At 74.5% G+C, this 21,467-nt stretch carries 18 protein-coding genes; 9 read left to right on the top strand and 9 right to left on the bottom strand.

The window, feature by feature from the left end:
• The first annotated feature begins 60 nt into the window (after positions 1 to 60).
• The 3 genes from D5H75_RS05090 to D5H75_RS05080 all read left to right on the top strand — a co-directional run bounded on the left by D5H75_RS05090 (position 61) and on the right by D5H75_RS05080 (position 3,187).
• A complete protein-coding gene (locus tag D5H75_RS05090) occupies positions 61 to 324 on the top strand; it encodes a helix-turn-helix domain-containing protein (RefSeq protein WP_202637809.1) in 264 nt (87 codons plus the stop codon).
• Between the two features lie 136 nt (positions 325 to 460).
• Positions 461 to 1,189 carry an ATP-dependent Clp protease proteolytic subunit gene (locus D5H75_RS05085; RefSeq protein WP_119925099.1) on the top strand — a complete coding sequence of 243 codons (729 nt, stop codon included), beginning with the start codon at positions 461 to 463 and terminating at the stop codon, positions 1,187 to 1,189.
• Between the two features lie 1,038 nt (positions 1,190 to 2,227).
• Positions 2,228 to 3,187, top strand: a complete 960-nt coding sequence (locus tag D5H75_RS05080; RefSeq protein ID WP_119925098.1) for a hypothetical protein — start codon at positions 2,228 to 2,230, stop codon at positions 3,185 to 3,187.
• Positions 3,188 to 3,293: 106 nt separating this feature from the next.
• On the opposite strand, the gene D5H75_RS05075 is transcribed toward D5H75_RS05080, so the two are convergent.
• From D5H75_RS05075 to tkt, 7 genes are all read right to left on the bottom strand, one after another.
• Positions 3,294 to 4,055, bottom strand: a complete 762-nt coding sequence (locus D5H75_RS05075) for an aminoglycoside adenylyltransferase domain-containing protein (RefSeq protein WP_119925097.1) — start codon at positions 4,053 to 4,055, stop codon at positions 3,294 to 3,296.
• 144 nt (positions 4,056 to 4,199) lie between these two features.
• Entirely contained in the window at positions 4,200 to 4,946 is a 747-nt protein-coding gene (gene pgl / locus D5H75_RS05070) for a 6-phosphogluconolactonase (RefSeq protein ID WP_119925096.1), read from the bottom strand.
• Positions 4,947 to 5,271: 325 nt separating this feature from the next.
• Positions 5,272 to 6,219 (bottom strand): glucose-6-phosphate dehydrogenase assembly protein OpcA, encoded by a 948-nt coding sequence (locus D5H75_RS05065; RefSeq protein ID WP_119925095.1) that lies wholly within the window; start codon positions 6,217 to 6,219, stop codon positions 5,272 to 5,274.
• Positions 6,216 to 7,754, bottom strand: coding sequence for a glucose-6-phosphate dehydrogenase (zwf, locus tag D5H75_RS05060; RefSeq protein WP_202637855.1), 1,539 nt, complete (start codon positions 7,752 to 7,754; stop codon positions 6,216 to 6,218). The genes D5H75_RS05065 and zwf overlap by 4 nt, the downstream gene beginning before the upstream one ends.
• A 109-nt stretch (positions 7,755 to 7,863) precedes the next feature.
• Positions 7,864 to 9,447: a glucose-6-phosphate isomerase gene (locus tag D5H75_RS05055; protein WP_119925094.1), complete on the bottom strand. Its 1,584-nt coding sequence runs from the start codon at positions 9,445 to 9,447 to the stop codon at positions 7,864 to 7,866.
• Positions 9,448 to 9,478: 31 nt separating this feature from the next.
• Positions 9,479 to 10,582 (bottom strand): transaldolase, encoded by a 1,104-nt coding sequence (gene tal / locus D5H75_RS05050; protein WP_119925093.1) that lies wholly within the window; start codon positions 10,580 to 10,582, stop codon positions 9,479 to 9,481.
• Positions 10,583 to 10,599: 17 nt separating this feature from the next.
• Positions 10,600 to 12,639 (bottom strand): transketolase, encoded by a 2,040-nt coding sequence (gene tkt, locus D5H75_RS05045; protein WP_242453997.1) that lies wholly within the window; start codon positions 12,637 to 12,639, stop codon positions 10,600 to 10,602.
• Positions 12,640 to 13,090: 451 nt separating this feature from the next.
• Here tkt and D5H75_RS05040 point away from each other — a divergent pair, with 451 nt between their 5' ends.
• Together D5H75_RS05040 and D5H75_RS05035 are read left to right on the top strand one after the other, a co-directional pair.
• On the top strand, positions 13,091 to 14,044 hold the full coding sequence (locus tag D5H75_RS05040) for a heme o synthase (RefSeq protein WP_202637808.1): 954 nt from the start codon (positions 13,091 to 13,093) through the stop codon (positions 14,042 to 14,044).
• A gap of 44 nt (positions 14,045 to 14,088) precedes the next feature.
• On the top strand, positions 14,089 to 15,243 hold the full coding sequence (locus D5H75_RS05035; RefSeq protein ID WP_119925090.1) for a PrsW family intramembrane metalloprotease: 1,155 nt from the start codon (positions 14,089 to 14,091) through the stop codon (positions 15,241 to 15,243).
• A 162-nt stretch (positions 15,244 to 15,405) separates the two neighbouring features.
• Here D5H75_RS05035 and D5H75_RS05030 read toward each other — a convergent pair whose 3' ends face one another.
• Both D5H75_RS05030 and D5H75_RS05025 read right to left on the bottom strand, forming a co-directional pair.
• Positions 15,406 to 16,095 (bottom strand): SanA/YdcF family protein, encoded by a 690-nt coding sequence (locus D5H75_RS05030; protein WP_242453978.1) that lies wholly within the window; start codon positions 16,093 to 16,095, stop codon positions 15,406 to 15,408.
• Between the two features lie 147 nt (positions 16,096 to 16,242).
• A complete protein-coding gene (locus tag D5H75_RS05025) occupies positions 16,243 to 17,334 on the bottom strand; it encodes a COX15/CtaA family protein (protein WP_422673220.1) in 1,092 nt (363 codons plus the stop codon).
• A gap of 238 nt (positions 17,335 to 17,572) precedes the next feature.
• Between D5H75_RS05025 and D5H75_RS05020 the strand changes: the two genes are divergently transcribed.
• The 4 genes from D5H75_RS05020 to D5H75_RS05005 all read left to right on the top strand — a co-directional run bounded on the left by D5H75_RS05020 (position 17,573) and on the right by D5H75_RS05005 (position 21,369).
• Positions 17,573 to 18,712, top strand: a complete 1,140-nt coding sequence (locus D5H75_RS05020) for an NAD(P)/FAD-dependent oxidoreductase (RefSeq protein ID WP_242453977.1) — start codon at positions 17,573 to 17,575, stop codon at positions 18,710 to 18,712.
• Positions 18,709 to 18,984: a (2Fe-2S)-binding protein gene (locus tag D5H75_RS05015; RefSeq protein WP_119925087.1), complete on the top strand. Its 276-nt coding sequence runs from the start codon at positions 18,709 to 18,711 to the stop codon at positions 18,982 to 18,984. Before D5H75_RS05020 ends, D5H75_RS05015 begins: the two co-directional genes overlap by 4 nt.
• Positions 18,974 to 20,398, top strand: a complete 1,425-nt coding sequence (locus D5H75_RS05010) for an NAD(P)/FAD-dependent oxidoreductase (RefSeq protein ID WP_119925086.1) — start codon at positions 18,974 to 18,976, stop codon at positions 20,396 to 20,398. The genes D5H75_RS05015 and D5H75_RS05010 overlap by 11 nt, the downstream gene beginning before the upstream one ends.
• A gap of 77 nt (positions 20,399 to 20,475) precedes the next feature.
• A complete protein-coding gene (locus D5H75_RS05005; RefSeq protein WP_242453976.1) occupies positions 20,476 to 21,369 on the top strand; it encodes a dihydrodipicolinate synthase family protein in 894 nt (297 codons plus the stop codon).
• Positions 21,370 to 21,467 lie beyond the last annotated feature (98 nt).

Raw genomic sequence — 21,467 nt, 5'->3', positions numbered from 1 at the left:
CGCGATTGTCCGCCGGGGGAGCCGTGGACGATATCTCACAAACGAGATACCGTATGAGGTATGGAGCGATCACGGCTGCCCGGATTCGACGAGATGGCCGAGCGCCGCCGCCGTGAGATGGAGGCCGAGCGCCGCGAGCTGATCGTCGAACTCGCCCGCCGCCGCACCGCAGCCGGCCTGTCCCAGACCGACGTCGCCGCGCGCATGGGCACGTCCCAGTCGGCGGTCGCCCGCCTGGAGTCCGGCGAGTCCGACGTGCGCGCCACCACCCTCGAACGCTACGCCGCCGCCATCGGCGCCCAGATCACCTGGCGCGCCCTCTGACGACACCCCTCGGCCCCGGTACGGCGTCGCGCCCGCCGCGCGAGCCCCGCGCGACGGTGGCGTCCCGGGGCGGGAGCCGTACGGCACGGGCGGCGCGGGGGCGCGCGGACGGATCGATTCGGCAACGAAGGAGATCATGAACGTGAACAGGAACGTGAACGGCGCCCTGAACGGGATCTCGGGAACGGGCCCCAGGGCCGGGTTCGGATCGAGGCTGCCGGAGTGGGGGCCGTTCCCGCCCGAGCTGCCCGGGCCGGGGCGGACCGAGCCCCAGCGCCCGGAGGAGAGGCGGCCCGACCGGCTGCCGTCGTACTTCGTGCCGCTGGGACCGGATCCGATCACGGACCGGCTCTTCGAGCGGCGCATCGTCATGGTGCACGGCCGGCTCGACGACGAGCGCGTCACCGCCGTGTCCGCGCAGCTCCTCACGCTGGACGCCCTGGGCGAGGACCCGATCCGCCTGCACCTCAACACCCCGGACGCCGACCTCGGCGCGGCCGTGACCCTGATCGACACCCTCGACGCGCTCAACGTGCCGCTGCACGCCCAGGTCATCGGCGAGGTCGGCGGCCCGGCCGTGGGCGTGCTCGCCGCCGCCCACCGCCGCCAGGCGAGCCCCAACGCCGTGATCCGCCTGTCCGAGCCCCGCCTCCGCCTGGAGGGCAACGCCGCGGAACTCGCCGCGGCCACCGCCCAGATGCGGCACATGCTCGACACCGTCTACTTCCGCATCGCCGACATCACCGGCCGCGAGGTGGACGAGATCCGCGACGACGCCCTCCAGGGCCGTCGCCTGACCTCCTCCGAGGCCCTCGACTACGGCCTGATCCACGAGATCACCACCCGCCCTCCGGCCGCCCCCTGACCCCCGGCGACAGGGAACCGCAAGATCACGACGGAGACCGCGTGTCCCGGCCCCGTTCCGCCCGCCCACCGGCCTAGACCCCGCGACACGTCCCCATAGCGCCGCCGCGTGCGCGGACCACCCCGTCGTGATCCTGCGATCCTGCTCCGCGGGCGGTTCCCAATCGCGGCGCGGGGTGGACGTTCGCGGTCCCGGGCAGCGGTGAACGCCTGCCCCTGTCGCCGGCGAGCCCTCCGTCGTGCGGGGCGCGCCGTCGCGTGAGTGCGGTGGTTTCCGAGCATCCACGCCGGGGCGGACGGTGAACGCCTGCCCCTGCGGCCGACCGCTCTCTCTGACCTGTGGTCCGTCATCGCAAGGATGCGGCGGGTGCGGGTCGGCGTCGTCGTGATTTTGCGATCCTGCTCCGCGGGCGGTTCACGATCGCGTGATCACGGCGCGGGGTGGACGTTCGCGGTCCCGGGCAGCGGTGAACGCCTGCCCCTTTCGCCGGCGAGCCCTCCGTCGTGGAGGGCGTCGCCGTCGCGTGAACGCGGCGGGTTCCGATCACCCACGCCGGGGCGGACGGTGAACGCTTGCCCCCCTGCGGCCGACCGCTCTCTCTGACCTGTGGTCCGTCATCGCAAGGATGCGGCGGGCCCGGATCGCCCCCGCCGTGATCTTGCGGTCCTGCTTCAGCGGCGGCTCATGGTCGCGAGATCACGGCAAGGGGTCGCGCTCGCGATGCCGGGGCGGATGGTGGGCCGCTCCTCATATCGCGAGCGCTCTCTCATAGGTGGGGGTCGCCGTCGCGTGGGTGCGACGGGTGCGGGTCGCCGTCGTCGTGATCTTGCGATCCTGCTTCGGCGGCGTTTCACGATTGCGTGATCACGGCAAGAGACGGTGGCCATGATCCCGGGGTGGATGGCGCACGGCTCATCCTTCGGGTGTGGGGTCGCGGGTCATGGTGGGAGATGGGGGTTTGGGTGGGTTGCGGGGGTGGGGTGGGCGGGTAACTGTGGTGGGGTGGGTCTGGGTGAAGTAGCGGATCGGCTCTATCGGGTGACGCCGGAGGAGTTCACGGGGGAGCGGGAGCGGGCCGTGCGGGAGGCGCGGGACGCGGGGGACGCGCGGCTGGCCAAGGAGGTCGCGAAGCTGCGGCGGCCCCGGCTCTCCGCGTGGGCGGTGAACCTGCTGGCCCATGAGGCGCCGGATCGCCTGGGCGGCCTGGTGGAGCTGGGTGCCGAGCTGCAGCGGGCCTGGGCGGAGCAGGACCGCGACGCCCTGGCCGAGGTCACGCAGCGGCGGGGGCCGCTGATCCAGGAGCTCGTACGGCTGGCGCGGGAGCTGGCCGAGCGCGGCGGGCATCCACTCGCGCCCTCGGCCGTGCTGGAGGTCGAACGGACGCTCGACGCGGCGACGGTGGACGCCGACGCGGCGGAGCGGGTCGCCGCCGGGCACCTCGTGCAGCCGCTCGCCTACACCGGGTTCGCCCCGACGCCCGTCCCGAAGGCCCCGGCCAGGAAGCCCGGGCCGTCCGAGAAGACGCCCGACAAGGCCGCCGCACCGGGGAAGACGGAGAAGACGGGGAAGACGGGGAAGACGGAGGAGACCGCCGCGCGGGCGGGGCGGGGGAAGAAGGCGGCGCCGGTACGCGATCTGGAGGGCGCGCGGCGCAGGCGGGAGGAGGAGCGGCGGGAGCGCGAGCGGGAGCGCCGCCGCGCCGAGGAGGAACGCCGCGAGCGGGCCCGCGCCGAGGCCGCGGCGGCCGCCGTGCGCGCCGCCGAGGAGGCCGAGCGCCACCACGCCGAGTGGGCCGCGGAACTGGCCCAGGCCGTCCGCGACCACGAGGAGCTGACCGGCCGCATCGCCGACCTCACCGCGCGGCTGGAGGAGGCCCGTACGGCGCTGGCCGCCGCCGACCGCCGCCGCCAGGTCGCCGAACGCGAGGAGTCCCGGGCCCGCCGCCTGGCCTCCACCGCCCGCTCCCGCGCCCGCACCGCCACCCGCGACACCCCCTGAGCCCCCGCGACACCCCCTGAGCCCCCGCGGCACCTCCGGCCGGAGGGCCGCACAGCCGGGACGCGGGACGCCGGGGTCTGGCCCGCGCGAGCCGTACGGCGAGGCGCTAGAGCCGGTCCGCGTCGGTGATGACCATGGTCACGAAGGCGGCGGCGTCGGGGCGGCGGTGGAAGGGGGTGGGGTAGAGGGAGCGGGAGCCGGCCCGGGTGTGGAGGCGCAGGGCCTCGCGGACCACGCGGTGCCAGCGCTCGGGGAAGGTGGCCAGGGCGTACTCCCCGGCGGCGGCCTTGGACACGAAGCCGCCGGTGGCGAGGGTGGCGTGGAGGCGGGGCACACCGAGGACGGCCCACACGGTGGACCAGGGGTGGAGGGAGAGGAGGCCCGCGGGCGTGCACACGGGACGGGAGAACCTGGCCGCCCACCGGCGCCAGTACGTCCGCAGGTTGCCGCGCGTCCACTCGGCGAGTTCGGCGGGGTCGGCGTGCACCCGCGGGATCACCCCGCGCACGGGCACGCCGTGCCGGGCGAGGACGTGCCAGGTGACGGGCGTGTGCGGCTCCCGCATCGCGGCCGAGAAGCGCCCGTCGAGGACGTACGGCCCGCGCGGGGCCAGGCTCGCCGGGCCGGCCAGGTCCCGCGCGGTCACGTAGAAGCCGTCGAGCCGGGGCAGGCCCCGCCGGCGGAGCCCCGCGTGGACGCGGCGCAGGGCGGCGACCTCGGCGGGGCCGGGAGGGGCCGGCACGACCGCGACGAAGTCCACGTCGCTCGACCCCTCCCGGAACGCGCCCAGGGCCACCGATCCGACCAGGTGGAACCCCTCGACCAGCCCCGGCGCCTCCCGGTCCGCCGCCGCCAGGTACCGCCCCACGGCTCGTCCACGGTCCCTGGAAGATCCATGGGCCCGACTCTATCGACGGGAAACCGGGAGAACCGGGATGACCGGGATGACCGGGATGACCGGAAACCAGGGAGCGGCGAAGCCGGAGAACCCCCGGTTAGTCCGGGATATCGGTCAGCGCGTCGGCAGCCGCCCCGCCGCCGCCTCGTCGAGCAGGAACACCGTGCGCTCCCGGCCCCGCGCGCCCGCGCCCGGGTGCCGCGCCGGGTCGTCCCCGGTGAACGCGTCCCTGACCGCCGCCGACTTCGACTCGCCGGAGGCGACGATCCACACCTCGCGCGCCGCCCGGATGGTCGGGAACGTCAGCGAGATCCGCGTCGGCGGGGGCTTGGGCGAGTCGTGCACCGCGATCACCGACAGCGCCTCCTCGCGCGGCCCCGGCAGCCCCGGGAACAGCGACGCGACGTGGCAGTCCGGCCCGAGCCCGAGCAGCAGCACGTCGAAGTCGGGCCCCGGCCCGCCCTCGGCGGCCTCGCGCAGCAGCAGGGCGTACTCCGCCGCCGCCTGCTCGGCCGTCTTCCCCGCGTCCGAGGGCGCCATCACGCGCACCCGCTCGGGGACCACCGGCACGTGGTCGAGCAGCGCGGTCCGCGCCCCCGTCTCGTTGCGCTCGGGGTCGCCCGCGGGCAGGAACCGCTCGTCACCCCACCACACGTCCACCAGCGACCAGTCCACCATGTCGCGGTTGTCCGCCTTCGCCACCTCGGCGAGCGTCTGGATGCCGATCGTGCCGCCGGTGAGCACCACCGACGCCGACCCGCGCTCCGCCTGCGCCGCCGCGAGCCGCGCGACCAGCCGCATGGCCGTCACCTTCGCCAGCTCGTCGCCGTCCCGATAGACGATCACATCAGGATCGCTCACACCGTCACCTTCCTCACGTACGCGGCCCGCCCGACCCGGGCGCGCCGCCGGCCTGTCTCACGTCTCGGCCTTCGCGGCCATCTCCGCCTGCCCGCCGCCGCCCCGCCGTACCGCCCCTTCCCGGACGCGATCGCGGAGCCCGCGTCCGCGCACGAGCGGCGCCACCCCGCCGCCCCGGCCCCGCCCGGCGTCCCGTTCGCCCCGGGCCGACCGCTGGCGTCCCGTACGGCCTGAGCCCGCCGCCCCGCCGTACCCCGGAACAGGAAGGAAGGGCGGACGCGCCGCGAGCCGTCCGCCCTTCCCCGTGAGCCGGTGTCCCGGGCGCCTACAGGAAGGCGTCCCGGGTGCGGGCCTCGGCCGCCACGTGCCGGAGGGTCTCCTCGTAGACCTCGTCCGGGTCCAGGTGGCGCAGTTCCTCCTTGAGCAGCTCCGAGGTGGCCCGCCGCGCCAGCGCCACGCGCCGGTCCGGCTGGCCGGTGCGGGAGAGCTGGGCCATGCGGGAGTCCACCCGCGTGATCGCGACCTCCTCGCCCGCCGCCTCCAGCCGCACCCCGGTGATCCCCGGGCCCTGCGACGGCAGCACCCGCACGTCCGCGCCGAGCCGCTGCGACAGCCACGCCGCCAGCAGTTCCGCGCTCGGGTTGCCGGGCTTGGCCTCGACCACGCCGCGCTGCACCGGGGGCACCGGCGTGTCGAACGCCGAACCGATCATCGTGCGCCAGTTGGTGAGGCGGGTCCAGGCCAGGTCGCCGTCGCCGGGGCGGTACCCGTTCGCCCGCGACGCCAGCATGCGCAGCGTCTCGGTCGGGCCGGGCCGGAAGTGCCCGGCGACGATGTCGGTGATCCGGCGCTGGGCCAGCCGGCCCACCGGGTCCTCGGCGGGGACGGGCGGCGCCTCGCTCGCCCACCACACCACCACGGGCGTGTCGGGCAGCACCAGCGGGCTCACCACCGAGTCCTGGTGCTCGATGAGCTCGCCGTACAGCCGCAGCAGCACGACCTCGCCGGGCGTGGACTCGCTGACCCGCACCTCGGCGTCGAGGCGGGTCTCCTCCTCCTCGGCGCCGCGGGGGATCACCACCACGATGCGGCTGGGGTGCTCGCGCCCGGCCTCCACGGCCGCGCGCATGGCGTCGTAGTGGTCGCGCTCCTCGGTCACCACGACCAGCGTCAGCACCATGCCGAGCGCCGGCGCGCCCATGCGGTGGCGCAGCTCGGTCAGGGTGCCGACGATGGCCGAGGAGGTCGTGTCGGTCAGCGTGAACTGGGTCATAGCCGTCTCCAGGCGCGCCCGTCACGGGCCATCAGCTCGTCGGCGGAGGGCGGGCCCCACGAGCCCGCCGGGTAGTCCTCGGGCGCGCCGTGCTCGGCCCAGTGGCGCTCGATCGGGTCCAGGATCTCCCAGGACAGCTCGACCTCCCGCTGGTGCGGGAACAGCGGCGGGTCGCCGATGAGCACGTCCAGCAGCAGCCGTTCGTACGCCTCGGGGGAGGACTCGATGAAGGACTCGCCGTAGGCGAAGTCCATCAGCACGTCCCTGACCTCCATCGCCGTGCCCGGGACCTTCGAGCCGAAGCGCACGGTCACGCCCTCGTCCGGCTGGACGCGGATGACCAGGGCGTTCTGCCCGAGGATCTCGGTCTGGGTCTCGGAGAACGGCAGGTGCGGCGCCCGCTGGAAGATCAGCGCCACCTCGGTGACGCGGCGGCCCAGGCGCTTGCCGGCGCGCAGGTAGAACGGCACGCCCGCCCAGCGCCGGTTGGCCACCTCCAGCTTCATCGCCGCGTAGGTGTCGGTGCGGGAGTCGGCCGGGATGGCGTCCTCCTCCTTGTACCCCTTCACCTTCACGCCGCCCTGCCAGCCGGCGACGTACTGGCCCCGGGCGGTGCCGAGCTCCAGGTCGTCGGGCAGCTTGACGGCGCGCAGCACCTTCTCCTTCTCGCGCCGCAGCGACTCGGCGTCGAAGGACACCGGGTCCTCCATGGCCACGAGCGCCAGGAGCTGGAGCAGGTGGTTCTGGATGACGTCGCGGGCCGCGCCGATGCCGTCGTAGTACCCGGCCCGGCCGCCGATGCCGATGTCCTCGGCCATCGTGATCTGCACGTGGTCGACGAACTGCCGGTTCCACAGCGGTTCCCACATCGTGTTGGCGAAGCGGAGCGCCAGGATGTTCTGGACGGTCTCCTTGCCGAGGTAGTGGTCGATGCGGAAGACGCTGCTCTCGGGGAACACCGCGTTCGTGATCGCGTTCAGCTCACGGGCGGACTCCAGGTCGTGCCCGAACGGCTTCTCGATCACCACCCGCCGCCACGACCCCTCGGGCGCGTCGGCGAGCTTGGTGCGCTTGAGCTGCTGGACCACCAGCGGGAAGAACTTCGGCGGCACCGACAGGTAGAAGGCGTAGTTGCCGCCCGTGCCGCGGGTCTCGTCGATCTCGGCGAGCGCCATCGCCAGCGCGTCGAACGCGCCGTCGTCGTTGAACTCGCCGGGGACGAACACCATCCCCTCACGGAGCTGCTTCCACACCTCCTCCCGGAACGGCGTGCGCGCGTGCTCCTTCACCGCGTCATGGGTGAGCTGCGCGAAGTCCTGGTCCTCCCAGTCGCGCCGGGCGAAGCCGACCAGGGAGAAGCCCGGGGGCAGGAGCCCCCGGTTCGCCAGGTCGTAGATCGCCGGCAGCAGCTTGCGCTTGGCCAGGTCCCCGGTCACCCCGAACAGCACGAGCACGCACGGCCCGGCCACCCGCGGCAGCCGCTTGTCGCGCGGGTCGCGCAGCGGGTTGACCCAGGGCTCGGGCCCCGCGGCCACCCCCTCGGCGACCAGGTCGCTCACCTTCACCGGGACCGGATCGGTCACGACGCCCCCATCCCCCTCGACTTCTCGTCCGCGCTGCCGGCCGGAGCCGCCGGCGCGCCGGTCACGACGCTCCCGCCGACGCGAGGAGGTAGCCGATCCCTTCCTCCCGGTCGGTCAGGTGCAGCCGTACGGCGGGCCGCGAGCGCTTGCGGAGCGCGCCCAGGTCGCCCAGCGCCTGCGCCATCTGGAGCGTGCCGAGCGTGTACGGCTTGCCGGGCACCGGCAGGTCGTGCGCGGTCTCGCCGGTGATCTGGAGGAACACGCCGTTCTGCGGGCCGCCCTTGTGGTACTGGCCGGTGGAGTGCAGGAAGCGCGGCCCCCATCCGAAGGTCACGGCCTGCCGCGCCCGCCCGGAGAGCACGCCCCGGATGTCGGCCAGCCGCGACTCGGCGATCCGGTCGAGGTAGGCCATGACGGCGAGGTAGCCGTGGTCCGGGATGCTGCCGGTCAGCCAGTGGAACAGCCCGGCCAGGTCCTTGACGTCGGCCGGGATCTCGCCGTAGACCTCGACCGGCCCGTCCACGAGGACCGCGGAGGGCCGGGGCAGGCCCTCGGCCAGGATCGCCGCCGTGTTGTCCTTGGACTCGGTGACGTTGGGCTGGTTGAACGGGTCGATGCCGAGCAGCCGGCCCGCGACCGCCGTGGCGTACTCCCAGACGAGGAACTGGCCGCCGAGCGGGCCCTCGACGCTGGAGTGCTCGCTCGCCCCGATCGTCACGGGGAAGGCGTTCGGGACGTCGGCGATCATCGTCGGGCTCTCGACCACGACCGGCAGCACGCCCTTGCCGTCCTTGCCGGTCGACTCGGCCACGAGCTGCTCGATCCAGTCGCCCAGGCCCTTGATGGCGTGGTCACCGGAGTCGGCCAGCACGAGCTTGTCACGCCCGGCGAGGGCGGCGGCGCCGATCGCCGCGCCCAGCGCCAGGGCCGGGTTGCCCTGCCCGAGCGCGAGCGTGGAGCGGACCTCCCGGCCCTGGTCCAGCAGCGCCTCGACGTCCACCCCGGCCAGCGCGCTCGGCACCAGGCCGAAAGCGGTCAGCGCGCTGTAGCGGCCGCCCACGTTGGGGTCGGCCAGCACGACCTCGTACCCGGCCTCCTCGCCCGCCTTGTGCAGCGGCGAGCCCGGGTCGGTGACGATGACGATGCGCTCGCGCGGGTCGATCCCGGCCTCGCGGAACGCCTCCTCGTAGACCCGGCGGTGGCTGTCGGTCTCGATCGTGCCGCCGCTCTTGCTGGCCACGACCACGACCGTGCGGTCGAGGCGGTCGTTGACGGCGCGGCGCACCTGGCCGGGGTCGGTGGTGTCGAGCACGGTCAGCTCGACCCCGGCCGTCGCGGTGATGACCTCGGGCGCCAGCGACGAGCCGCCCATGCCGGCCAGCACGACGTGGTCGAGCCCGGCCATCTTCTCGCGCAGCTCGGCCAGCCGCGGCAGCAGCGCCCGCGAGGTCTCGGGCAGGTCGAGCCAGCCCAGGCGGATCGACGCCTCGGCCTGCGCGTCCGGCCCCCACAGGGTGGCGTCACCCGCCGCCAGGGCGGGCGCCACCCCCTCGTTCTCCAGTCGCTCCAGGGCCTGTGACTGGCCCCGGGCGATCCCGTCGTCGTTGATCGCGACGGTCACACCGCCACCGTTGACGGTCCCCATCTCCTCGAACTCCTTCCCCGCGTCCCCCGGGCTACGGGTGGTGGATTTCCAGTTGCTTGGTCACGGTGTCGAGGAGTTCCTTCCACGACGCCTCGAACTTGTCCACGCCCTCGTCCTCCAGGACGCGCACGACGTCGTCGTACTCCACGCCGATCCCGGCGAGCGCGCCCAGCAGGGCCCGGGCCTCGTCGTAGGTGCCGTGGACGGTGTCGCCGGTGATCTTGCCGTGGTCGGCGACGGCGTTGAGGGTCTTCTCGGGCATCGTGTTGACGACGCCCTCGACGACCAGCTCGTCCACGTAGAGCGTGTCGGGGAGGGAGGGGTCCTTGACGCCGGTGGAGGCCCACAGCGGCCGCTGCGGGTTGGCCCCGGCGGCCTGGAGCGCCTCCCAGCGCTCGCCGGCGAACTTCTGCTCGTAGAGCTCGTAGGCCAGGCGCGCGTTGGCGAGGGCCGCCTTGCCGCGCAGGTCGTCGTGGCCGCCGATGGCCGAAAGGCGCTTGTCCACCTCGGTGTCCACGCGGCTGACGAAGAACGACGCCACCGACTGGATCTTGGACAGGTCGTGGCCGTTGGCCTTGGCCTGCTCCAGGCCCGCGAAGTAGGCGTCGATCACGGCGCCGTAGCGCTCCAGCGAGAAGATCAGCGTGACGTTGACGCTGATGCCCTGGGCGAGCACCGCGGTGATCGCGGGCAGGCCCTCCAGGGTCGCCGGGATCTTGATGAAGAGGTTCTCGCGGCCCACCAGGTCCCACAGCGTGCGGGCCTCGTCGATCGTCTTCTGGGTGTCGCGGGCCAGGCGCGGGTCCACCTCGATGGACACGCGGCCGTCGCGCCCGCCGGAGGCGTCGAAGGCCGGGCGCATCACGTCGCAGGCGTCGCGCACGTCGTCGGTGGTGATCGACAGGATCGCCTCGTCGACGGTGACGCCCTCGCCGGACAGGCGCTTGATCTGCTCGTCGTAGGCGGTGCCCTTGCTCAGGGCCGTGGCGAAGATCGTCGGGTTGGTCGTGACGCCGACGACGTGCTTGTCGCGGACGAGCTCGGCCAGGTTGCCGGTGCGGATGCGGTCGCGGCTGAGGTCGTCCAGCCAGATGGCCACGCCCTCGTCTGAGAGCCGCTTCAAGATCTCACTCATGATCGGAATCCTCGTGTTCAGTTGCCGGTCGTGTGGCCCTTGTCGGCGCCCGCCTTGGCCAGGCTGGCCTTGGCGGCGGCGACCACCCGGTCCGGAGTGAAGCCGAACTGCTCGTACAGGGTCTTGTACGGCGCGGACGCCCCGAAGTGCTCCAGGCTCAGGCTCTCGCCCTTGTCTCCCACGAACTCCCGCCAGCCCAGCGCGATTCCCGCTTCGACGGAAACGCGCGCGTGGACGTTCGGCGGCAGCACGCTCTGCTGGTAGGCGAGGTCCTGCTCGCGGAACCACTCGACACACGGCATGGACACGACGCGGGTGGCGATGCCCTCGGCCTCCAGCGTCTCGCGGGCCTGGACGGCCAGGTCCACCTCGCTGCCGGTCGCGATGATGACGACCGTCGGCTGGCCGCCGGAGGCGTCGGCGAGGATGTAGCCGCCGCGGGCCACGCCCTCGGCCGAGCCCATCGTGGTGCGGTCGTAGGTCGGCAGGTTCTGCCGGGTCAGGCACAGTCCGGCCGGGCGGTCGGTGTGCTCCAGGATCGTGCGCCAGGCCACCGCCGTCTCGTTGGCGTCGGCCGGCCGTACGACGTCCAGGCCCGGGATGGCGCGCAGCGCCCACAGGTGCTCGACGGGCTGGTGCGTCGGGCCGTCCTCGCCCAGGCCGATCGAGTCGTGCGTCCAGACGTAGGTCACCGGCAGCTTCATGAGCGCGGCCAGGCGCACCGACGGGCGCATGTAGTCGCTGAAGACCAGGAACGTGCCGCCGTAGGGGCGGGTGCCGCCGTGCAGGGCGATGCCGTTGAGGATCGAGCCCATGCCGTGCTCGCGGATGCCGAAGTGCAGCGTCCGGCCGTACGGGTTACCCGGCCACTCCTTGGTCTGGTACTCCTCGGGGATGAAGGACGGCTCGCCCTTCATCGTGGTGTTGTTGCTCTCGGCCAGGTCGGCCGAGCCGCCCCACAGCTCGGGGAGCACGTCGGCGATGGCCGACAGCACCTCGCCGGAGGCCTTGCGGGTCGCGACGTCCTTGCCCGCGGGGAAGACCGGGAGCTTCTCGGTCCAGCCGGCCGGCAGGCGGCGCGCGGAGATGCGGTCGAACTCGGCCGCCCGCTGCGGGTCGGCCTCGCGCCACGCCTCGAACGCGCGGTCCCACTCGGCGCGGGCCGCGCGGCCGCGGGCCACGACCTCGCGGGCGTGCATGAGGACGGCCTCGGGCACGTCGAACGTCTGCTCCGGGTCCATGCCCATGATCCGCTTGGTGGCCGCGACCTCGTCGGCGCCCAGGGCCGACCCGTGGATCTTGCCGGTGTTCTGCTTGTTCGGGGCGGGCCAGCCGATGATGGTGCGCAGGCGGATGAGGGACGGCCTGTCGGTCTGGGCCTTGGCCTCGCGGAGCGCGGCGTAGAGCGCCGGCACGTCCTCGTTGTACTCCCCGCCGGACTTCCAGTCCACGGTCTGCACGTGCCAGCCGTACGCCTCGTAGCGCTTGGCGACGTCCTCCGAGAGGGCGATGTTGGTGTCGTCCTCGATGGAGATGTTGTTGTCGTCGTAGATGACGACGAGGTTGCCCAGCTTCTGGTGGCCCGCGATCGCGCTGACCTCGTGGCTGATGCCCTCCTCGATGTCGCCGTCGGAGGCGATGCACCAGATGGTGTGGTCGAAGACGCTCTCGCCGGGCGCGGCGTCGGGGTCGAACAGGCCCCGCTCGCGGCGGGCGGCCATCGCCATGCCGACCGCGTTGCCGATGCCCTGCCCCAGCGGGCCGGTGGTCGTCTCCACGCCGTTGGTGTGGCCGTGCTCGGGGTGCCCCGGCGTGAGGCTGCCCCACTGCCGCAGGGCCTTGAGGTCGTCGAGCGAGAGCCCGTACCCGGAGAGGTAGAGCTGGATGTACAACGTGAGGCTGGAGTGGCCGGCGGAGAGCACGAACCGGTCCCGGCCGGCCCACGTGGAGTCGGACGGGTCGTGGCGCATCATCCGCTGGAACAACAGGTACGCCGCGGGGGCGAGGCTCATCGCCGTGCCCGGGTGACCCGATCCCGCCTTCTCGACGGCGTCCATGGCGAGCGCCCGGACGACGTCGACGGCGCGCCGGTCCAGATCGCTCCATTCAAGGCTTGGCACGATATCGCTGCTCAACTGCTCTATCTCCGCATCTGAAAAGTTCGGTTCCTCGGCCCACACCGCCCGGCCCCGGGCGTGCCGGTCCAATCCCCCCTGGCCGGGGCCTATTGCATCGTCCCCGGCACCTCAGAACCCTAACGGGTCCTGCGGATCATCGCGGCGGCACGTCACCGCGCCGCCGCGCCCGGCGTCACCGCGACGCCGGGGCCCTTCCGCCGCGTCCGGCGGCGTGTGTCGTGACCACGCCGCTGGCGCGCCGAGGAGCCCCGATGCGGGATCCGCCGACCAGGCCGACTACAGTGATTCCCCGGGCTGAAGTCCCTATGTTCATATTCACGGATCCGTCTCTCAGAGGTTGAGCGTTGACCCCGCACCCGCTGGACGCACCTTGTCGGTGCTGACCAACAAGACACCCGCGCCCCCGCTCGGTACGGCCGGCGTCGCCGCGCACCGGTCGTTCGGGGACGTCGTGCGTGCATACGTCGCGCTCACCAAGCCGCGGATCATCGAGCTGCTGCTCATCACGACGCTGCCCGTCATGTTCCTGGCGGCGCGCGGCCTGCCCGAGCTGTGGCCGGCGCTGGCCACGCTCGTGTTCGGCACCCTGTCGGCCGCCGGCGCGAACGTCCTGAACTGCTACATCGACCGGGACATCGACGCCGAGATGCGGCGCACCCGGCGCAGGCCGCTGGCCCGCGCCCAGGTCACGCCGCGCGCCGCGCTGGTGTTCGGCGTCATCCTGGCCGCGCTGTCCACCGTCGGCTTCGGCCTGTCGGTGAACTGGTTCGCGGCGGGCATGTCGCTGGGCGCGATCCTGTTCTACGTCCTGGTGTACTCCCTGGTGCTCAAGCGGCGCACCACCCAGAACACCGTCTGGGGCGGCATCGCGGGCTGCATGCCGGTCCTGATCGGCTGGGCGGGCATCACCGGGCGGCTGGACTGGGCCCCGGTCGTGCTGTTCGGCGTGGTGTTCTTCTGGACGCCGCCGCACACCTGGACCCTGGCCATGCGCTACCGCGAGGACTACGCGGCGGCCAAGGTGCCGATGCTGCCGGTGGTGGCCACCGAGCGCCGGGTCGTGCTGGAGAGCATCGCCTACACCTGGGCCACCGTGCTCTGCTCGCTGCTGCTGTGGCCGGTGGCCGGGACGACCTTGCTCTACCCGATCGTGGCGGTCGTGCTCGGCGCGGTCTGCCTGTTCGAGGTCTACATGCTGCTCGCGCGCGTGCGCGCGGGCAAGAGCGGCGTGGCGCTGCGCCCGATGCGGTTCTTCCACTGGTCGAACGCCTACCTCGCGCTGCTGTTCCTGACGGTCGCCGTCGACGCTCTCCTGCAGCCGTAAGCGGGGGCGGGACAGCGCGTTCCCGATCAGTTACGCTCACGCACATGTCGAGTCATGACCCGCGCTGGGTGCTCCAGGGCGATCTGCCCGGGCGCCCGTCCAGGGGACTGATCGTCGGCCTCGTGGCCGCCGGGGTGTGCCTCCTCACCTCGTTCGGGTTCGTCGTGGTGCGGGGCGGGGTGGGCACCTTCGCCCTGGCGCTCGTGCTCGCCCTGGCCCCGGTGCCGGTGCTGCTCGCGGGGGTGCTGGCGCTGGACCGGCTGGAGCCCGAGCCGCGCCGGGACCTGGTCTTCGCGTTCGCCTGGGGCGCGGGGGTCGCGGTGCTGTTCGCGGGCCTGCTCAACTCCCTGGGGGTGCTCTACCTGACCCGGGTGGAGCACCTGGACATCGCCGGCGCCCAGAACATCGGCGCCACGCTCGGCGCGCCGCTGGTGGAGGAGACGCTGAAGGGCCTGGTGCTGCTGGGCCTGCTGCGGTTCCGCCGCCAGGAGCTCGACGGGCCCACCGACGGCATCATCTACGCGAGCATGGTCGGCCTCGGCTTCGCCATGAGCGAGAACGTCAGCTACTACGTCAAGGCCATCGTGGACGGCGGCGCGGGGGAGCTGGCCGCGACGGTGATCCTGCGCGGGGTGATCTCGCCGCTGGCCCATCCGCTGTTCACCTCGATGACCGGCATCGCCGTCGCCTACGCCGCGCAGCGCCGCACCGGCCGCGCCCCGATCATCCTGGCGGGCCTGGCCGCGGCCATGTTCCTGCACGGGCTGTGGAACGGCATGGCCAGCTACCTCGGCATCGTCGGGCTCGCGTTCGCCTACCTGGTGCTGGCGCTGATCCTGGGCGCGCTCATCTGGGTGGTCGTGGCCGAACGCCGGCGCGTGGTGCACCTGATCCTGGCCTACCTGCCCGGATACCGCGAGACCGGGCTGGTGAGCGAGGTGGACCTGGGCATGCTGTCCTCGATGCGCAACCGCCGCCAGGCCCGCCACTGGGCGCGCGTGAACGGCGGCGCGAACGCGGCCCGCGCGATGAGCGACTACCAGTTCGCGGCCACCGAGCTCGTGCTGCTGCACCAGCGCCTCGAACGCCAGATCATCGACGGGGAGGCCTTCACCCGCAGGCAGCACGCCCTGCTGCACCTGATGGACCTGGCCCGCCGCGCCTTCCCCCGCCCCGCCAAGGGCGGCGCCGGCTTCTGACCCGCCCCGGGGACCCCACGGCCGCACCTCGCGCGCCCGCGCCGTGCCGAAGGGTCCTGCGGCCGCACCTCCGGGCCCGTCACCCCGCACCTCGGGCCTCGTGGCCGTACCTCCGGGCCTCCGCCGGCCGTGCCCGAGGGTCGTGCGGCCGTGCGCGGGGCCTCAGCCGGCGCGGAGGGCGTCGGCCAGGCCGGGTTCGCGCGGGCCCAGGAACCTCGGCTCCGAGCGCAGCACGACCGCGTCCAGGAACGCCTTGCCCGTCGCGAAGAACTCCCGCGCCGCGTACACCCAGGTCTTCTCCGGCCACAGCCGCGCCGACCGGTCGTCGGCCACACCGTACGCCGTGAGGCCGGCCAGGCGGCACAGCGTGACGGCGCGCGGCAGGTGGAACCCCTGGGTCACCACGGTGAGCCGGGACGCCCCGAACACCCGTCGGGCGCGCACGCAGGAGTCCCAGGTGTCGAACCCGGCGTAGTCGCGGACGATCCGGTTCCCCGGCACCCCCTTGGCGACCAGGTAGTCCCGCATCACCGTGGGCTCGTCGTAGCCGGCGCGCCCGTTGTCCCCCGACAGCAGCAGCGCCCTGACCCGCCCCCGGGCGTACAGGTCGGCGGCCACGTCGAGCCGAAGCGCCAGCATCCCGGTCGGCCGCCCGCCTGCGACCCCCGCCCCCAGCACCAGCGCCACGGGCGTCTCCGGCGCGGACCCGGCGGGCATCCGGTACGGCTCGCTCGCCAGCCACGCCCACGTCATCGGGGCCACGGCGAGCACGCTCACCAGCACGCACACCTGGTAGGCCCGCCGCAGCCGCCGTCGATCGGGCCCGCCCGCCGTGCCTCGGCCATCCCGCACGCCATCGCCGCCTTCCTGGGACACCGGATACGTCACAGGCTCAGACGACGCGAGTGCCCGCTTTGTTCACCGTCCCGCCCCGCGGGGCGCGCTCGTTCCCGCGGGGCGCCGGTACGGCGGGCGCGGCGCGCGCGGCGGAGCCGGGTGTCAGGGGGTGGGCAGGTCGCCGCGGGCGTACTCGGCGGTGCCGTTCGCGCCCGCCCGGTCCGTGGCCGAGGCGATCACCGTGACCTCGGGGGCGGGGGCCGTCCCGGACGGGCCGGTCACGAGCTCGGCGGCCGGGGCCGGGGGCTGGAGGGGGGAGCGGCGGCGGAGGAGGAAGACGACGCGCAGGGCGGCGATCCAGACCAGCGTGGAGCCGAGCGCGTGCAGCGCCACCAGTAGCGGGGGGATCGCCAGGAAGTACTGGGCGTATCCGATCACGCCCTGGGCCAGCTCCACCGCGAGCAGCACCAGCGCGGCCCGGCGGGCCCGGCCGGGGGCGTCGGTGACGTGCAGGGCGAACAGCAGGGCGAACGTCAGGCCGACCACCAGGTAGGCGAGGTCGGCGTGGATCCGGGCCACGTCCTCGATGCTGAAGGCGAACCGGGGGGCCTTGTCGTCGCCCCCGTGCGGGCCGGACCCGGTGACCACGGTGCCCGCGGCGAGCAGCACGAACACCGCGCCGACCAGGACGAAGGCCAGGTTGCGGATGTCGCGGTGCACGATGCGGCGCGGCGGCCCGTCGCCCTCCATGCTGCGCATGTACAGCGCGACCGCGGCGGCCAGCAGCCCGCTCGACAGCAGGAAGTGCCCGGCGTTCATGGCCGGGTGCAGGTCGGACAGCACCAGCAGGCCGCCCCAGACGGCCTGGACGATCACCCATCCCGGCTGGACGGCCGCGATCCGCAGCAGCGCGCGCCGGCGCGGGACCAGGCGCAGCGCGGCGACGAAGCAGGCCGCGCCCAGCGCGAGCACGACGAAGGTGAGGAGCCGGTTGCCGAACTCGATGCCCTGGTTGAGCGGCGAGTGCTCGGGGTGGGCGATCGGCACCAGGCTGCCGCCGTTGCACTCGGGCCACTGGGAACAGCCCAGCCCCGAGTTGGTGACCCGGACGGTCACGCCGGTCACGACGATGCCCGCGTTGCCGATCACCGACGCGAGCGCCCACCGCCGCATCGAGGTGTCCGTCGGTCGCCAGACGGACATCAGCAGGCGCGTCAGGGGGTCGGTCACGAACCGGCGGAGGAAGTCAGGCACGTCATTCATGGTAGGGGCGGCGGGCCGCGCCCCCGCCCCCAACCCGTGCACCGAGTGCCCGCCCGGGAAGGCGGGCGAGGGACATCCCCTCCCAGGCTGTGACGAACCACTCACCCCCCGGCCCCTGGCCCCGCGGGCGCCGGGCCCGGCAAGGTACGACCGGGGTCTGGCGCGCGGGCCCCGGAGACGGGCAAAGTGGATCTTGCGCCCGAGACGGTTGATATGTGACATTGCACCGGTGAGAGTCGTCGTGGTCGGAGCCGGGATCGTCGGGGCCGCGTGCGCGTACTACCTGACGCGCGCCGGGATCGACGTGGTCGTGGTGGAACGGGGTGCCGTGGCCTCGGGCACGACCGGCGCCGGAGAGGGCAACGTCCTCGTCTCCGACAAGGGCCCGGGCCCGGAGCTGGACCTCGCGGCGCGGTCGGCCGGGCTGTGGCGGGAACTGGCGGAAGAGGTCGGCGGCTTCGAGTACGAGCCCAAGGGCGGCCTGGTCGTGGCCGGGGAGGACGGGGCCCGCGCGGCGCTCGAGGAGTTCGCGGCGGGCCAGCGCGCGGCCGGAGTCGAGGCGGACGTCGTGCCCGCCGGGGACCTGCGCGGGTACGAGCCGCACCTGTCGGACGGGCACGCGGGCGGCGTCTTCTACCCGGGCGACGCGCAGGTCCACCCGATGCTGGCGGCGGCCCGGCTGCTGCGCGCGTCGGGGGCCGCGACGCGCTTCGGGACGGCCGTGACCGGCCTGATCCGGCACGGCGACCGCGTGGCGGGCGTGCGCACCCCGGGCGGGGACATCGCCGCCGACGCCGTGGTCAACGCGGCCGGCACCTGGAGCGGCGACGTCGCGCGGCTGGCCGGGGTGGACCTGCCGGTGCTGCCCCGCCGCGGATTCGTCCTGGTGACCGAGCCCCTGCCGCCGCTCGTGCGGCACAAGGTCTACACCGCGGCGTACGTCACGGACGTGGCCAGCGACTCGGCGGACCTGGAGACCTCGGCCGTCGTCGAGGGCACCCCGTCCGGCACCGTCCTGATCGGCGCGAGCCGGGAACGCGTGGGCTTCGACCGGTCCATGCCCGTCGCCGTCCTCGAACGCCTCGCCGCCCAGGCCGTCGCCCTCTTCCCCGCGCTGGCCGACGCGCGGGTGATCCGCGCCTACCGGGGCTTCCGGCCGTACTGCCCGGACCACCTGCCCGTCATCGGCCCCGACCCGCGCGCCCCCGGCCTCTGGCACGCCGCGGGCCACGAGGGCGCCGGCATCGGGCTCGCCCCGGCCACGGCGGATCTGCTGACCGCCCTCCTCACCGGCCGGGACCCGGTTCCGGGCACCGGCCTCGACCCCGCCCCGTTCCGCCCCGAGCGCTTCGCCGAGGAGGCCGCGTGACGCCGTTCGAGATCACCTTCGAGGGGCGGCCCGTCCGCGCCCTCCCCGGCCAGAGCCTGGCCGCCGCGCTGCTGTCGGCCGGGATCCGCTCCTGGCGCGACACCCGGCGCGGCGGGCGGCCCCGCGGCCTCTTCTGCGGCATCGGCTCCTGCTTCGACTGCCTCGTCTCCGTCGGGGGCGCGCCCCCGGTGCGCGCCTGCCTGACCGAGGCCCGCCCCGGCGACGTCCTTACCCGCCCCACCGCGGCCCAGGGAGGCCCCGATGCGCGATGACCCGCCGTCCCGGGAGTTCGACGTCGTGGTGATCGGCGGCGGGCCCGCCGGGATGGCGGCGGCGGGGGCGGCCGCGCGCCGGGGCGCCCGCGTGGCGCTCGTGGACGCGGGCCCCGCGCCGGGCGGGCAGTACTTCCGCCGCCCGGCCGCGGCGCTCGCGCGCGCCGCCGGGCGCGCCGCGGGCCCCGCCGTCCACGACGCCGGTGCCTGGCGGGGGCTGGTGGCCGGGCTGGCCGGGGTGGAGTGGCTGGGCGGCCACCGCGTGTGGGCGGTGGAGGCCGGGTTCGCCGTGCACTGCCTGCGGGGCGAGCGGGAGCGCGTGACCGTCGCCGGGCGGCGGCTGGTGATCGCGTCCGGGGCGCACGAGCGGGTGGCGCCGTTCCCCGGCTGGGACCTGCCGGGCGTGATGACGGCGGGCGGGGCGCAGGCGCTGCTGAAGGGCCAGCTCGTGGTGCCGCCGGGGCCGGTGATCGTGGCCGGGACCGGGCCGTTCCTGCTGCCCGTGGGCGCGGGGCTGGCCGCCGCGGGGGCTGACGTGCGCGGGGTGTTCGAGGCGAACGCCCTGCACGCCCTGTCCCGGCACGCGACGGCGGTCCCGCCGGCCAAGGTCGCCGAGGCGGCGCGGTACGCGTACGCCCTGGCCCGGCGCGGCGTGCCGTACCGGGGGAGGACCGCGGTGATCGCGGCGCACGGGGACGGCGAGCTGAGCGCGGTGACCCTCGCCCGGGTGGACGCGGACTGGCGGGCCGTGCCCGGGACCGAGCGGCGGGTGCCCTGCGCCACGCTCGCGGTCGGGCACGGGTTCACGCCCCAGGCCGAACTCGCGCTCGCGCTGGGCTGCGCGACGCGGACGGACCCGGACGGCGCCGAGGTCGTGGCCGTGGACGCCGGGATGCGCACGAGCGTGCCGGGGGTCTTCGCGGCGGGCGAGGTGACCGGCATCGGCGGGGCGCGGCTCTCGATGACCGAGGGCGAGATCGCGGGCCTGGGCGCGGCGCACGCGTACATCCCGGACCGGTTCCTGCGGCGGCGCGCCCGGCTCGCCCGGTTCGCGGCGGCGCTGCGGATCGCCTACCCGGTGCGGGACGGCTGGCGCGAAGGGCTGCGGCCGGACACCGTCGTGTGCCGGTGCGAAGAGGTCACGGCCGCCGCGATCGGCGAGGCCGTGGAGCTGGGCGCCGGGGACGCCCGCTCGGCCAAGCTGCTCAGCCGCGCCGGGATGGGCTGGTGCCAGGGCCGCATGTGCGGATACGCGGTCGCCCGCCTGGCCGGTGGCCCGTCCCCGGCGGGGCGGCCCGTCGCGCACCCGATCCGGCTCGGCGACCTGGCCGCCGGGGCGTCCGCCGCGCCGGGCCCGGACCGGGCGGAGCGGGCGGCGAGCCGTACGGCTGAGGGGCCCGGCGCGGGCGCGTGAGAGACCAGGGAGCGCGGCGGCCCCGGAAGGGGTCCCGGGCGCCCGGAGATTGTCCAGAGATCGCCTAGGAGGCTGTTGTGAGCGTTCGTGAGAGGCCGTGGCGCGGTGTGATGGTGGCGACCGCGCTGCCGCTGCGGGACGACCTGTCGGTGGATTTCGACCGGTACGGCGAGCACGTGGAGTGGCTGGTCGCCGGCGGGTGCGACGGAGTGGTGCCGAACGGGTCGCTGGGGGAGTTCCAGACCCTCACGGCCGAGGAGCGGGCCAGGGTCGTGGAGACGGCGGTCGCGGCGATCGGCGGTGACCGGGTGATGCCGGGCGTGGCGGCGTACGGCGCGGCCGAGGCGCGGCGGTGGACCGAGCAGGCGGCCGAGGCGGGGGCGGCGGCCGTGATGCTGCTGCCGCCCACGGCGTACCGCGCCGACGAGCGCGCGGTGGTCGCGCACTACGCCGAGGTCGCCAAGGCCGGGCTGCCCATCGTGGCCTACAACAACCCGCACGACACGCGCGTGGACCTGACCCCGGCGCTGCTGGCGCGGCTGCACGGCGAAGGGCTGATCCACGCGGTCAAGGAGTTCTCCGGGGACGTGCGGCGGGCCTACGAGCTCGCCGAGCTGGCCCCCGGCCTCGACCTGCTGGCCGGGGCGGACGACGTGCTGCTGGAGCTGGCCGTGGCCGGGGCGCGCGGCTGGATCGCGGGTTACCCCAACGCGCTCCCGGAGGCGTGCGTGCGCCTCTACCGGGCGGCGAGCGAGGGCGACCTCGCGGCGGCGCTGCCGCTCTACCGGTCGCTGCACGCGCTGCTGCGCTGGGACTCCAAGACCGAGTTCGTGCAGGCCATCAAGCTCTCGATGGACATCGCCGGACGGTACGGCGGGCCGTGCCGTCCCCCGCGCCTGCCGCTGGACGCCGACCGGGAGGCCGCCGTGCGCGCGGCCACCGAGAAGGCGCTCGCGGAGGGGTTGCGCTGAGGCGCCCGAAGGCGTACCCGGAAGAGACCGACCAGCCGGCGCGCCCGGCCCGGGCCACGGCCCGGGCGGGTGCGCCGGGGCACGAAGATTGGAGAGGA

It is taken from the genome of Bailinhaonella thermotolerans (assembly GCF_003594875.1).
Lineage (GTDB): Bacteria > Actinomycetota > Actinomycetes > Streptosporangiales > Streptosporangiaceae > Bailinhaonella > Bailinhaonella thermotolerans.
Note: the sequence above shows the minus strand (reverse complement) of the source record. Positions and strands in the feature narration are given on the sequence as shown.

What these genes read in the sequence shown, in the direction of transcription:
- tal (WP_119925093.1), bottom strand. Translation starts at nt 10,582, where the DNA reads ATGAGTGAGATCTTGAAGCGGCTCTCAGACGAGGGCGTGGCCATCTGG.
- D5H75_RS05035 (WP_119925090.1), top strand. Translation starts at nt 14,089, where the DNA reads ATGTCGAGTCATGACCCGCGCTGGGTGCTCCAGGGCGATCTGCCCGGG.
- D5H75_RS05090 (WP_202637809.1), top strand. Translation starts at nt 61, where the DNA reads ATGGAGCGATCACGGCTGCCCGGATTCGACGAGATGGCCGAGCGCCGC.
- D5H75_RS05085 (WP_119925099.1), top strand. Translation starts at nt 461, where the DNA reads ATGAACGTGAACAGGAACGTGAACGGCGCCCTGAACGGGATCTCGGGA.
- D5H75_RS05055 (WP_119925094.1), bottom strand. Translation starts at nt 9,447, where the DNA reads ATGGGGACCGTCAACGGTGGCGGTGTGACCGTCGCGATCAACGACGAC.
- D5H75_RS05010 (WP_119925086.1), top strand. Translation starts at nt 18,974, where the DNA reads ATGCGCGATGACCCGCCGTCCCGGGAGTTCGACGTCGTGGTGATCGGC.
- tkt (WP_242453997.1), bottom strand. Translation starts at nt 12,639, where the DNA reads ATGGACGCCGTCGAGAAGGCGGGATCGGGTCACCCGGGCACGGCGATG.
- D5H75_RS05065 (WP_119925095.1), bottom strand. Translation starts at nt 6,219, where the DNA reads ATGACCCAGTTCACGCTGACCGACACGACCTCCTCGGCCATCGTCGGC.